This is a genomic window from Bremerella sp. JC817 (assembly GCF_040718835.1).
In the GTDB taxonomy this organism is placed as follows: domain Bacteria; phylum Planctomycetota; class Planctomycetia; order Pirellulales; family Pirellulaceae; genus Bremerella.
Map to the genome: position 1 here is coordinate 183794 of NZ_JBFEFG010000274.1, position 13405 is coordinate 197198.

At 57.0% G+C, this 13405-nt stretch carries 11 protein-coding genes; 4 read left to right on the top strand and 7 right to left on the bottom strand.

Annotation, left to right across the window (positions count from 1 at the left end; all coding sequences use genetic code 11):
- Nucleotides 1-57: 57 nt before the first annotated feature.
- Nucleotides 58-420 carry an exodeoxyribonuclease VII small subunit gene (xseB, locus tag AB1L30_RS14890; RefSeq protein WP_367014224.1) on the bottom strand — a complete coding sequence of 121 codons (363 nt, stop codon included), beginning with the start codon at nucleotides 418-420 and terminating at the stop codon, nucleotides 58-60.
- A gap of 73 nt (nucleotides 421-493) precedes the next feature.
- Nucleotides 494-1720: an exodeoxyribonuclease VII large subunit gene (xseA, locus tag AB1L30_RS14895; RefSeq protein WP_367014225.1), complete on the bottom strand. Its 1227-nt coding sequence runs from the start codon at nucleotides 1718-1720 to the stop codon at nucleotides 494-496.
- A gap of 187 nt (nucleotides 1721-1907) precedes the next feature.
- On the opposite strand from xseA, the gene AB1L30_RS14900 reads away from it, so the two are divergent.
- Nucleotides 1908-3707, top strand: coding sequence for an NPCBM/NEW2 domain-containing protein (locus AB1L30_RS14900; protein ID WP_367014226.1), 1800 nt, complete (start codon nucleotides 1908-1910; stop codon nucleotides 3705-3707).
- A 10-nt stretch (nucleotides 3708-3717) separates the two neighbouring features.
- On the opposite strand, the gene AB1L30_RS14905 is transcribed toward AB1L30_RS14900, so the two are convergent.
- Together AB1L30_RS14905 and dapF are read right to left on the bottom strand one after the other, a co-directional pair.
- On the bottom strand, nucleotides 3718-4578 hold the full coding sequence (locus AB1L30_RS14905; RefSeq protein ID WP_367014227.1) for a lysophospholipid acyltransferase family protein: 861 nt from the start codon (nucleotides 4576-4578) through the stop codon (nucleotides 3718-3720).
- Nucleotides 4579-4612: 34 nt separating this feature from the next.
- Nucleotides 4613-5482: a diaminopimelate epimerase gene (gene dapF, locus AB1L30_RS14910; RefSeq protein ID WP_367014228.1), complete on the bottom strand. Its 870-nt coding sequence runs from the start codon at nucleotides 5480-5482 to the stop codon at nucleotides 4613-4615.
- Nucleotides 5483-5777: 295 nt separating this feature from the next.
- On the opposite strand from dapF, the gene AB1L30_RS14915 reads away from it, so the two are divergent.
- The 3 genes from AB1L30_RS14915 (at nucleotide 5778) to AB1L30_RS14925 (ending at nucleotide 8044) form a co-directional block, all read left to right on the top strand.
- A complete protein-coding gene (locus AB1L30_RS14915; protein WP_367014229.1) occupies nucleotides 5778-6743 on the top strand; it encodes a DUF1559 domain-containing protein in 966 nt (321 codons plus the stop codon).
- Between the two features lie 65 nt (nucleotides 6744-6808).
- The gene (locus AB1L30_RS14920) at nucleotides 6809-7225 is read left to right on the top strand and encodes a hypothetical protein (RefSeq protein WP_367014230.1); all 417 of its coding nucleotides are present in this window, start codon (nucleotides 6809-6811) and stop codon (nucleotides 7223-7225) included.
- A 75-nt stretch (nucleotides 7226-7300) separates the two neighbouring features.
- On the top strand, nucleotides 7301-8044 hold the full coding sequence (locus tag AB1L30_RS14925) for an ion transporter (protein ID WP_367014231.1): 744 nt from the start codon (nucleotides 7301-7303) through the stop codon (nucleotides 8042-8044).
- Here the strand turns inward: AB1L30_RS14925 and AB1L30_RS14930 are convergent.
- The 3 genes from AB1L30_RS14930 to AB1L30_RS14940 all read right to left on the bottom strand — a co-directional run bounded on the left by AB1L30_RS14930 (nucleotide 8041) and on the right by AB1L30_RS14940 (nucleotide 13260).
- Complete coding sequence (locus tag AB1L30_RS14930; protein ID WP_345086040.1) at nucleotides 8041-8388, bottom strand: hypothetical protein; 348 nt, start codon at nucleotides 8386-8388, stop codon at nucleotides 8041-8043. The genes AB1L30_RS14925 and AB1L30_RS14930 overlap by 4 nt on opposite strands.
- Before the next feature lie 227 nt (nucleotides 8389-8615).
- The gene (locus tag AB1L30_RS14935) at nucleotides 8616-11801 is read right to left on the bottom strand and encodes an AsmA-like C-terminal region-containing protein (RefSeq protein ID WP_367014232.1); all 3186 of its coding nucleotides are present in this window, start codon (nucleotides 11799-11801) and stop codon (nucleotides 8616-8618) included.
- 151 nt (nucleotides 11802-11952) lie between these two features.
- The gene (locus AB1L30_RS14940; protein ID WP_367014233.1) at nucleotides 11953-13260 is read right to left on the bottom strand and encodes a glycosyltransferase family 39 protein; all 1308 of its coding nucleotides are present in this window, start codon (nucleotides 13258-13260) and stop codon (nucleotides 11953-11955) included.
- Between the last annotated feature and the right edge of the window lie 145 nt (nucleotides 13261-13405).

Below are 13405 nucleotides of genomic sequence, written 5' to 3' on the forward strand. Positions count from 1 at the left end.
CAGTAGCGGCATGTCACATGGCGGCCTCCGAGCCGCATTCCGCTGCAACGTCCGATTTTAGAACAACTTGCGTTCGTCGTCCACGATATCCGACCCCGATTTCGTCGCGGGCTTCTTTGTGGTCCCTCGGCGTTTGGCTCGCGATTGAGCTTTCTCGTCGAGCGACATTTCCTCGTCCTCAAAGGGCTGAGTAATGGGGTTTCCTTCCGCATCCACCCCAGAAAGCAGCTCGATTTTGCGTTCCGTCGATTTCAAAACGGTATGGCACTGCTTGAGAACCTCGATCCCACGCTGGTATTTTTCGAGTGCCGCATCCAGCCCCAATTGTCCACCTTCTAGCTGTTGGACAATTTGTTGCAGCTCGGCCAGGCCTTCCTCGAACTTCGGAGCTGGCTGATCTTCGTTCGTCTTCTTTGCCAAAATGACATTCCTTACAGGTTGCTGGCGACAGCCAGATGGGTGGTATAAGTTGAGGGTTTGCCGCCATGAATAACTACGAGATCACGCGGCTTTTGATCCGGCCGTCCGGCAGAATCGTCTCGATTTCCTCCCCAGGCTGAACCTGGTCGGCGGACCGAACGACCTCTTGCTGATCGTTGAGGGTGACCGAGTATCCACGTGATAACACCGCCAGCGGCGACATCGCCTCGAGCTGGGCGGCCCGGCGGGCCAACATTTCGTGTGCTGATCGCAGTCTTCGCTGCATGGCCCGAGTCGCAGCGGCGTCTAACTCGTCGAGTGTTCGCTGATGGTCGTGAATCATCTCGAACGGATGCGTGAACGCACGACTACGCGTTAGCAGTTCCACCTTCGCGGCCGCACGATCATAAGTCGAACGCAGCCCGGTCGAAAGCCGCTGCTGAAGTCCGGTCAAACGTTCCTCGATTTCAATCATTGAGGGGAGGGCCAGTTCGGCGGCTTCGCTTGGCGTGAGGGCTCGAACGTCGGCTGCGAAGTCGGACAGGGTAACATCGATCTCGTGACCGACGGCTGAAATGGTGGGGATCTGCGAATTGGCGATCGCCCGGACCACCACTTCTTCGTTGAAGCACCACAGATCTTCCATGCTGCCGCCACCACGACCGACCACCAGCACATCGGGGCGTGCGGCCAGACGATTGGCTTGTTCGATGCCGGCGGCAATTTCCTCCGCGGCACCATCCCCTTGAACACGGGCCGGGATGATCAGCACTTCGACGTTCTTCCAGCGCCGGCCCATCACTTCCAGAAAGTCGCGCACCGCAGCACCCGTCGGACTGGTGACAAACGCAATGCGTTTCGGAAAGCGCGGAATCGGTCGCTTCCGTTCGGTCTCGAACAAACCTTCCGCCATCAGCTTCTGCTGCAGTTGGCGAAGCTTCAACTGCAGGGCACCGACACCACGAGGTTCGATCTCGCGGATCACCAACTGATAACTGCCGCGCGGCGGATAAACGTCGAGCTGACCATGGCAGAGAACTTCCTGTCCATCTTCCAATTGGAATGGAAGTTTGGCGGCCGTGTTGCGCCACAAGACGGCCCGGATCTGGGCTTCGTCATCCTTCAAGGTCAGGTAAATGTGACCAGAGCGAGGCTGCGACAAATTCGAAACCTCGCCAGAAACCCAGACGGCAGGAATCGCCATCTCTAAGGTTCCCTGAATCAAGGCGGTCAACTGCGACACCGACAACACCGGTGGCTGCTGCGATGACTCTTCCCAAGGCTCGGCTCCAGCATCCATGTCGACGATAAAATCCCCTAAAAATCAACTTTTAACCGCAAGCGAAACGTGCTCGATGATAGAACAGTTTTCCGCAATTCGGAAGGTACAGCACCCCAGAGGGAACGACATCGGCGGGTTCGCATACTAGCATATAAATGTGCGCAACCCACCGACTTTCCTTCCTCCCTCCCAGGACTTCCCGCCGATGCTACGGATTCTTCTGTCGCTGTTGCTTTTCGTTTCGTTCGCTGGCTTGGCCTCAGCCGATGAAACCACGCTGGCCAAAGCATTGCAGGCGCGAGTCCGTGCATTCCACGAAGGGGCTCCGAACGAAGAGTTGAAACTGCGGGTGATCTACTTCTATCCCGCTGATCGTCAGCCACTGCCGAGTTACGAAGAACGCATCAATCGCATCGTCTTCGATATTAAAGACTTCTACGATACCGAGTTCGCTCGGATCGGGCTGACCGACGCCGTGCTGCCTTTGGAAATGGATGGTCAGCGGTTGAAGATCAACATGGTCCAAGGGGACGAGAACCACGATGGCTACGGGTACGACTCTGGCCGCACGATCCTGCGCGAGATCGGCCAGAAGCTGCGAGGCAACGTCGATCCAGATCGCGAGTTCCTTTTGATCTTGTGTGCCTTGTGCGACAAGCAGGAAGACGGCAGCTTCAAGATCTATTCGCCGTACTACGGACTGGGTGGGGCCAATCAGGTGCGTGGAACCTGCTTCGCTGCCGACTGCGAAATGTTGGATACGCTAAACCTGACCAAGACCAACGAACCATTTCGCTACAACGAACACAACCGCGACCAACGCCGCAGCCTGGCCGACTTCAACACGGTCTTCATCGGCGGCATGGCCCACGAACTGGGTCACGGTCTGAGCCTGCCACACAATCGCGAACTTCCTTCCGAGCGAGGGAAGGGAACCGCATTGATGGGTTCCGGCAACTATACCTACCGAGCCGAGCTGGTCGGCAAGAAGGGTAGCTTCATGACACTGGCCAGCGCGACCCGCATGATGTGCCACCCCCTGGTTACCCAGTCAAACAAGCAGCGATTCGATCGAGCCCACGTCCGTGTTTCAGATGTTCAGTTCAGCGGCGATGGCAAGGCGGTTACGATCTCTGGCAAGGTGGAGTCCAATGTCGAACCTTTTGCTGTGATCGCCTACAGCGACGCCGATGGCGGCAACAATTACGACGCGTACCAGTGGACCGCCGAGGTCGACCCGAGTGGCAAGTTTGAAGTCACGCTCGATGTCCATAAGCCTGGCAAGAATGTCCTGCGACTGAGTTTCTGCCATGCCAACGGTGCAACCAGCGACGTCAGTTATGTTTTTCAAGCCAATCAGAATGGCGAACCTGACGTGCAAGCGCTGAAGGATGGCATGGCGATCGCCAGCCTCGAGAAATCGTTTCTTTCGGGCGAAGCTGACGAAGCTCGCAAGTTCGCTCAGCAATATCTGACGAACAATCCACAGACCGCAATCGAACCAATTCTCAGCTATTCGCAGACGGTCGATCCAACACGACCTCAAGTGGCACTAGCGAGCGTGAGTGGCGATTCGGCTTACCTGTCGGATGTCGAGCCGACCGAAGCGAAGACTGGTTACGGCCGTCCCAGCTACAACGTCTATGCCATGCCGCGACGTGGTGCGGAAGGAAGCTTCTTCCTGCAGCCTGGCGGCCAGTTTCATGCCAAGGGCTTTTATGCCCATGCTCCGTCCAAGTACGCCTTCAACCTGGAGGGGAAATGGAAGTCGTTCGAGGCGACGGCCGGTATGCAGGATGGCGTTCGCGAAACGGCTTCGGCGGTCTTTATCGTCGTTGGCGACGGCAAAGAGCTCTATCGCTCTGGCAAACTCCGGGGCGGCGAAACGGCTCAAGTTTCGCTCGATGTGACTGGCGTGCAGTCGCTGGAACTGATCACCGAAAGCGGCGAAGACAACAACCACGGCTGCTGGAGCGTGTGGGGCTCGCCACAGGTTCGTCGCTAAGCGATTCGCTTTACGAGGCATTCCGAAACGGAAGAATCGTCGGGGCTGGTGCATCGTCGCGAGCCTCGGCCGGCGGCTGCTTAGCCGGTGATCGGCGGAAATCACGCGAGGCGGCATTCAACCAGAATCGCCGCTTCGACGACGCCTCGGCCTGTTTGCTCAGCGGTGTCGCGGTCGAAAAGAACGCCACTTCGTTCTCGCCTGGCAAATGCGATTCGGCCCATTTCTCGGCCGAGTCGGTCAATTGATTCAGCACTCGTTGAACTTCCATGCGATGCCACTCGACATCTTCGCGCGACAGCTTCTTGGGCACGTTGATCGCTTCTCCCATCACCATCCGTGCCCGACTGAAGGGACGGGGCAGGGCGAACTTATCCCAAGTCCCCAATCGGACCGGGCGATCCATTCCAAAGCCCATCGGAATGATCGGCATCTGCAGCTTCGACGCCAGGTAGATCGCTCCGGGCGCCATCTCGCGCCGTGGACCTTGGGGCCCGTCTGGCGTGATGGTCAAATGCGACCGTCGCGAAACCTTGATCAGCTCTTTCAGGGCGGCGATGCTACCCCAACTAGAAGATCCCCGCACGGTCCCAAAGCCCATCATCGACGCCGCGTGAGCCAACCATTCCGCATCGCGATGCCGGCTGAGCAGCATCGAAAGATTGCAGTTGCCACGCAGGCAGAACGGGATGGTGATGTACTCGTGCCAGAAGACGTAGATGCCACGTCGAGGGCAGAAAGGATTCGCAGGATCGTTTTCTGCCCGAAAGTACATCGCCCGCAGATCAAGCGTCCACGTCAAAGCTTTCAGCGACGCAACCAGGCCTAAACCACCGGTGCGGGCAATCCAAGGATGATGAGTTTTTCGCATGGCTTCCGTGCCTCAACGATAATCTCGACGAACCCTATGCCAGGTCCGCTATCTTCGGCAAGTCTTGGGGAATGTTCCAGACGCCGCTGAAAACTTCTTCAGCCGGCCCCGTCATATAAACGTGGTTGTCGGCTTCGTTCCAGTGCAATTCCAGATCGCCTCCTAAGAGGTGATTCAGAATCTTCCGATCCAACTTACCAGTCAGGACACCTGCCACGCACACAGCGCTGGCGCCGGTACCACAAGCAAGTGTCTCGCCGCTGCCACGTTCCCAGGTACGCTGGCGAACTTCGGTACGGCTGATGATTTCAATGAACTCGACATTCACGCGAGCAGGGAACTGCGTCGCCTTCTCGATCTGCGGACCGATCTTCAGCACGAGATCGTCGTCTGCTTTGTCGACAAAGATCACGCAGTGAGGATTGCCCATCGAAACACAAGTCACCTGGAACTCGCGGTCGCCGATGGTCAACTTTTCGTTCACCACTGGGGTCGTTCCGAAGGTGGTCGGAATTTTGGCCGCGTCGAGGATCGGTTCGCCCATGTTCACGGTGACCCGCTTGGCGATGTTGCCATCGGTCTCCAAAGCGACCGAAAGAACACCGGCCCCTGTTTCGAGGTCGAGCTTGTCCTTCTTGGCGATTCCATGGTCATACACGTACTTCGCCACGCAGCGCAGACCGTTGCCGCACATCTCAGCTTCGGAACCGTCGGCGTTGAACATCCGCATCCGGGCATCGGCCACTTCCGATGGCGTGATCAAGATCAGACCGTCGCCACCAATTCCGAAGTGACGATCGGAAACCAGGGGTGCCAGACGTTCCGGCGTTGCCGGCAAGGACTGCTCGAACAGGTTCACATACACGTAGTCGTTTCCGGCTCCGTGCATCTTTGTAAAACGCATCTGCGACATCGGGTTACCAAGGGGCGATTCAAGGGAGTCTAAGGTACAGAGGTTTAATCCTACTCTGCAGGGGCCTCGCGAGTTAAGACCGGTCGGCCAGTCTTGGAGCAACTTACCTGCCCGCTCCACCAAAAGCCCTCAGTTTAAATCGACGACCGAGCAATATAGAAATTTTCTCAATTAAGCATATTTCTATTGCATTTATTCCGCGGCCACACGATCTTAACAAGTGCAATTTCTCACTGCTTTTCTCTAGACAGCTTCGCCTCGTCCCTTCGATTCGGATCGCCCCGCCATGAATAGTTATCGAGCACAAGCCCGGTCAGGATTTACCCTGGTCGAACTTCTCGTCGTAATTGCCATCATTGGAGTGCTGATTGCACTGCTGCTACCAGCAGTCCAGCAAGCTCGCGAGGCGGCTCGACGCATGCAGTGCACCAACAATCAGAAGCAGTTGGGCCTGGCGATGCATAACTACCACGATACGTACGGCAACTTCCCCCCAGGGGTGATCGGCCTGGTCAACTTCGACGGAACCGATCCGTTGAACTTCGAAAACACGCCGCCAACTTGGATGCAGTCGATTTTGCCGTTCATCGAACAGGCGAACCTGTACGACCAAATGAAGCCCCACTTCGATCAAGGCCGCCGGGCTGCCACCGCGCCGGGTCGTTTTACCGTGATCGATGGCCTGACATGCCCCAGCGATGCCAACACGCCGAAGATTACCAATATCGAGCCAGCTGTCTGGTCGGGCAATTTCGGGTTTGGTGGCAACTATGTCGCCTGCAGCGGCTCGGGCTATTTCACCCCTAGCTCCGATCCTTACATGCAAAACGCCAACGGGATGTTCTATGCCAAATCGAAGACCGATTTCGCCGCCGTGGTCGATGGCACCAGCAACACCGTGATGCTGGGCGAAATCTTGGTGGTCCCCGATGTCGCTCCGCGTAACTCGGTGAATCAAGACCTGCGAGGTTCGTACTACTTTGGTCGCCGCGCCAGTGGCAACTTCAGCACACGGGAACCGCCGAACACGATCGTGGGTGATCGCCTGAGCAGTTGTCGCAACTTGCCACGCACCCCATGCAACGGACAGGGGACCGACAACATGATCATCCATTCCCGCAGTTTGCACCCCGGCGGGGCGAACGTCACGCTGGGGGACGGTTCGGTGCGGTTCATTCCTGAAACCGTCAATCGTGCAGTGTTTCAGGCCTATGGAACCCGGGCCGGTGGAGAGACCCCAGGCGAGATCTAATCCGCCACGTTCCGCCCCAGAACCAACTCCCCTGACTCAACGACCCCACGCGTAGAGCCACTGTCATGCTTTGGAAACAGCTCTCTTCAACCTGGTACGCTCTGTCCGCGACACCATGGATCGCCCTGGCAGGTTGCGGCGATCCTGGCCCGGCGCTACCACCCACCGTCCCAGTGACCGCTACGGTAACCCTCGACGGCCAGCCACTCTCGAAGGCACTGATCGCCTTCAGCCCGGAAGAGCCTGGCCCGAGTTCCAACGGACGCGTCGAAGCAGGCCAGGTCCTCGATTTGTGGACCAACGGCCAGAAGCAAGGAGTCGTCGCAGGCAAGCACCGCGTCACGATCTACGACGACGATATCGAGTCAGGCTCGATCGACATCGTTCCGGACCGCTACGGAAAGATCGACGGCGGAATCGAAGTCACCGTTCAAGAAGAAGGCCCGAACGAATTCACGTTTGAGCTGAAGAAGAAAAAGTAGAGTCTCCGCAGGGCATACTTTTGTGGTATAACGGCCCCCTCACCACATACCAGGCCCAGCACTTAACCGAACGCTATGCACGCCGATGCTCCTGCCGCGGGAACGAAACGCCAAAAGTTCCTGCGAATCTTTGACCTGTTCATTCTAGTGATGATTGTGGTCTCACTCCTTGCTTTCTCGCTTGAGACCTTGCCGGGAATTTCCAATACGACGCGTCTCTGGCTGGAACGCTTAGAGCTGATTTCGGTCTTCCTATTCAGCGGCGAATATCTCTTTCGCGTTTACATGGCATCGCCAAAGAGAGATTACGTCTTCAGCTTTTTCGGGATCATCGACCTGCTGGCGATCTTTCCGTTCTTTCTCGGCTTCGGTATCGATCTTCGAGCCGCGAAATCACTGCGATTACTACGGCTTTTTCGTATTTTAAAACTGGCCCGTTACAGCGCTGCCGCCCAGCGTTTTCATCGTGCGATCTTGATCGCTCGCGAGGAAATCGTCTTGTTCCTCGGTGCGGCCTTGATCTTGCTTTACCTCGCCGCGGTTGGCATCTATCACTTTGAGAGCGATGCTCAGCCCGAGACCTTTGGCTCGGTGTTTCACTGCCTATGGTGGGCTGTCGCGACTCTAACGACCGTTGGCTATGGAGACGTTTACCCGATCACTGTCGGCGGAAAGATCTTCACATTCGGGATATTGGTGATCGGACTGGGTGTGATCTCTGTTCCTGCCGGCCTGGTTGCTTCAGCACTCGCCCAGGCAAGAAAGATGGAGGACAACAACGGGAACTTGATTGAAGTAGAGTCTCCCAGCGAAGCTTAGCCGCTCAGGTCGATCTCGTGACCTTTGTCGTCGATCAGGTCTTTTTGTTGCGAGGCGTCGTAGGTGGCTTCGTCGTGAAGCTCTGGCTCTTCTTCCGATTCGTCTTCGGGATGGCCGACGCGTTCCCAGGCTCGGCGGCCATCGGCATCGCGGTCGGAAACTTTTTCGCTCTCGTCCGGATCACCGACACCGGCGGCTTTTTCCGCCTTCTCGGTCGAGTCGACTTTTCGTGAATGGTTGCTGGTGGCCTGCTGTGCGGCAGGGACGTCCGACGAATTGCGCTGAGCCAAATCGGTTCCGGCAATCGAACTGGCGAAAGAAGCCCCCATCGGTCCTACGCTCATGACCTTGCTCCTCGTCGTGCCCTGTTTGGGCTGCTTGAATCGGGTCGCAGACATCCCACTGTAGGGATACTGATTCACTATGAACCTTGGGACAGGTTCACCATCAAGTCAAACGGCTACGGACGCGTGCAGGTAAGTCGAGTTGCTTTCCGTGGGAAAAAACTAGTTCTATTCGCTATCATCGTCATGTTCGCCCCCTATCTTAAGGGGAATCACATTGCGCAATGCTAGCGAGGTATCGAACTTCCGCGTCGCACACCGGCCGGCGTATCGGACGTTGGCGGTGCACCGATAGGAAGTCGTACGGCTCTCGCGGGAAAAAGTTGTTCCAGAGTCTGATTCACCATTGGGAAGATCTCTTGCTCGGTGGTCGGGTTATCGATCGATCCCCCGACATGAATCACCATCAAGCTTCGGCTAGCTTCCCCTAACATCTGCCGGACCACCGGCACGTTGAACGTTTGATTGCCAAACTCGGTATAGAACCGCATGCTGATCAACCCATCGAGATTGGCCTCGCCGTTACCCTTTAGCGAGAGGGCGTCGCCCGACAGCTTCATGTCGTCCAGATAGATATAGTTGCCAGCGACACGATAGTTGACGTCGGCCGAGTTGAACGCGTTGGTGTTGGGGAACCGGGCACTGAGCACCTTCAGCATCGCCACTGCAATCGGCAGTTGATAGAGGTTCGCATCGCGAAGCTGCATCGAGCCTTTGCCGTCGTACGTATGCGGACCTTCCATCGTCCCAGTCAGACTGATGTTGCCGAACAATCGACCTGAAGTCTGTGCTCGGTTTTGTTGCCCCAGGTCGATCAGCATCTGCCCGACCGTGCCATTGGCCAGCGTGGCATCCAACTGAAACGGCTGAGCACCAGCAAGCTGCATCCTGCTGTCGAGCGAAACGACACCACCAAACGAGTTGGCCGTGACATGACGCGGCGTTTGACCTTCGCTCGGTGGAACATGTCGTCCCATCAGAAACTGCGTTTCATCAATCCAAAAGGGACCACGAACATTTGAGACCGGTATGCCGCGATAAGTAACGCTGTCGAGCTGGTATTCACCAAACGAGCGGGCACCTGATTCGTCCGATTGTCCCTCGAAGCGAATCGCACCGTAGACGTTGTCGATCAACGCTCCACGTCGCAGATGCCCGCCAGCCATCCGGGCAGTCATATCCCAATTGATTTGAATCGGCCGACCTGGGTTCGGATTGGAAAGCACCACCGTTCCATCGGCGTGGAGCAGGGGACCAATCTGCAAACGCTGCAGCGATTGTTCCAGTTTCTCGGGCACGGCTAACAGCAAGTCACGATCGATCACGACGTTTTCAATTCGCATTCCCTCGAAGCGAATCTGCCAGCGGCGATCTTCCGGAAAATAGCACGAGCCATTGGTCGATACCCGGACATCGCCATGCCGGGCCGTTACCTGATGCAGCGAGATCTGCCCGTTACGGAACTCGACGCCGCCGACCACTTCATCCAGCACGTACGGAAAACCGACCGGCTCGACTGAAATTGCTCGCCCCGAAAGGTTGCGAGTTCGTTCCCACTTCTGAGCATTCACCCACAAGTCGCAAGCCCCTTCGACATTGGGCCAGTGCAACTGAACATCCATATGGTCGATCGAACCGCGTGGTCGAAGTTGATCCCAACCTTCCTGGGCCGAGATCGGCAGGGCGGACTTCAGTTCGTCATCGAGCGGAACATCTTTGCAGGCGAACGTCAGGTTCAAATTACCACGCTTGTCGCCTGGGACTTCCTGCCAGGTTCCCCGGCAGGTGATGTGCCCACTGTCGTTGTAGCCTTGCAACTGTTCGATCGTGACGATCCCATCTTTCCACTCGAGATGGCCGTTGATTTTCGAGATCGGATAGGCAAACTTGTCGAACCGCACCGACGCGTCGATGATCTCCATGCGAAGTGTTTTGTCAGGCTTCACATCAGGGGCACTATGTGTGACCAGCGTGAAGTCGACCAGGGCTCCCCCTTGCAGATTGAACGACTGGGCGACTCGGCATACATCTTCCTGAGCGACCTTCAATGCGTTCTCGAAAGTCGGATCCCAATAGACCGGGTCGAGCGATCGAACCCGAATCGGACCACTACTGTTCGGACCAGGGTCGAGCACGCTGCCGACGATGGTGATACGCGACTTGCCGGCAAACGCCGTCAGGTCGATATCGAGCAGGCGATCTCGGAAGTCGATCTTTCCGCGGGCCTGCGACACCGGATAAGGAAAACCTTCGAAGACGAAGTTGGTACCACGGCAATTCGCGTGGATCTCGGGCGTCCACTTCGCTCCGTCGTAATCAAGCTTCACTGAAGCGTCGAGCGTGCCCGAGGGGCTATAGCGTTCCCAACTCTTCTTCATTGCGGCCGGCAGCAAACCTGCCAGACCTTGGTGCAGGTTGAAGTTCTTCAGCGTCGCCGAGGCATGGATCGGGCTGTTCGCCGCCCAGCCATTTCGCGTGAGCGAAGCACTAACCGAGCCGTTCTCGTAGTAAGCGACCAGTTTGTCGACACGAATCCCAGGAGGCGAAGCCGTCACACGAGCTTGAATCCGTTCGACCGAACCAGGAATGCGTGGATCGCTCCACGTTCCATCTCGCACGTCGAGCACCGCCAGGTAGTTGGTCAGCCCGCTGGCGTTGCCAGAGACCTGAAACGAAGCGTCGGCGTTCGCATTCAGGTGAGTAATGTCTTGGATTTTCTGCTTCCAGTCGAGCGGAAACTGCTCCCACAGGTGATCGTCGATTTGCAGATCGACGATGCTGCCTTGCGCGGCGAACGTCTTGGCTTCTTCGTCGATCAGGCCCGTCAACGTTGCCGATTCCCAGTTCTGGCAAGTGAGGGTTGCTTTGATTCGTTTCTGCATCCGAACCTGACCGGCATGAGCCCCCATGCCAGGTCCGTTTTCGGTCTTCACCTGGAAGTCGGCATCTTCCAACAATCGTCGGACGTTGCCACCGCGCCGATCGGCCAGCAGCAGCGACGCATCGATCACTTCAATCGCGGGATTGTCGTCACCCCATTTCGGCAAGGGGAACAGATGCCGCAAGTTCGTTTGTCCATCCGCTTCAATCGTGGCGGTCAGTCGTGGTCGCTTGACGACGATTCGTTCCACTTTGAAATCGCCGGTAGCCAGCGTACGTGGATCGGTCGTGCAGTACACCATGATCTCGTCGAGCGAAACCAACTCTTGCGTTTGATAGGCACTCGAACGCTGCGACAACGTCAGCCCGCGAATCTCGATTCCTTTGCCTTCGATGAACCGGGCCGAGCGGACCGACACCAAAAGGTTGTCGTAATGCGAGGCGAACTTCTTCTCGACGTAGCTGCGAATCTCTTGATTCAGGTTCTGGTAGAGATACATCCCGACAGCGCATGCCAGAACGACGACGACCAACGTCGCCCATTTCAGACATCGATAGGATGTAGACAGAAACCGATGCACCCGAGATGGAATCCTTTCCAAAAGGGAATTAAGCGGCTAAATCTTGGCAGAATCAGCGTTTCCGGTAAACGCCGGTTTGCCATTCTACGGCTGTTTTAGTGGTTCAGTTCGCGGACGCTTCCGCCTCGGAAGCAGGGGCATGGGATGCTTTCTGACCGAGCCAACTTGCCAGCAGGCCAGCACTTAGGACGACAAGAGCTAGCATTGGGGGCTGCCGGTAGCGGATCGAGCTTACGAACACGAGATGCAAGCAGCAGAAATAAACGATCGGTAACGCCAGCAGCAGATAAACCCAGCCACGGCGGACAAAGCAGATCGCCCCCGCGATTCCCGTCAGAACGAGTGGCAGGTAGCCAATCGCCGTAATTAGCTCCATTTTGCCACTAACTTCCTGGTTGTTTCCCAGCGGGGTCCAGTATCGCCACAGCTTGACGCCCGCCAGCGAGATTACCTGCCCAGGGTTCTGCCGAGCCCATTGGATGGAGGCCTGTTTCATCCGGTCATCGAGACGCGACTCATACGTTCCCGGCAAATGGCCATCCGCGGCAGCGTCGGCATCGGCCTGGGCTTGTCGGAACTCTGGGACATACCGCATGTCGCTCGCCCCGGTTGCCATTGGGCTGATGCCATCGTAAAGGCTCGCCCCGACCTGCAGCGTGGTCGGCACGAACTTGCCGGTCACGCGGTAGTTTCGCACCCACCAGGGAGACATTACAACCACCGCGACCAGCCCGGCAACCAAGTAGCACTGAAGCTGTTGCCGCCGATTTTCGTAGAACAAAAGGCCGATTGGTGCGGCAAAGAAGGGGAACATCATCCAGCTTGGCCGAACCAGAATTGCCAGGCCAAACGCCGCGCCGGCCAGCGCAGCCCACGTCAAAGAACTGCCTGGGCGATCAGATCGCAGCGCGGCAACCATCCAGCCGAGATTCAGCAGCATCAGCGGCACAAACGGGGCTTCGCTCAGCACGAAGACGCTCATGGCGATCGCCCCAGGGTAAAAGCAAACCAGCACCGCGGCGATCAAACCGGCGAGCGGGCCAAAAAGCATTCGCGTTAGCCAGGCGGTCAAGCCAATCGCAGCAACACCGCAGAAGATGCCCACCAACCGCAGAGCGATTGTCGGCGGCTGGTCGCTGAACCAGTAAAACGGTGCCAATAGCAGCGGATAGCCAGGCGTCCGGGCGATGTAGGAGTCGCCGTAGACGAAGTCGTCGCCGTGGGCGATCTGCCGGGCGAGGACTTCGTAGCTTAGGCTATCGCCGAAAAAGAACCGGTTCGGTTCGGCGATACGAGATTCCCACCAGAACGCGGCCCCAAGTCGTATCCCTAACCCCAGCAACAAGATCAGCAGCAAAAGCCACCGATAGTATCCCGTTTGGGGAAGTGCTGCTGATTGAAGATCGGCCATGAATCGTTCTGTTTTCCGAGGGGAAAGGTCGAAGCGGGTTGCTAGCAGTTATTCAAAACTGGCAATCTAGGGAACCTGCAATCCTTTGTGTAATATTAGCGCCCTAGGGAAAATCTTGCCGGAAATCGCCCCAGGACAATAGTTT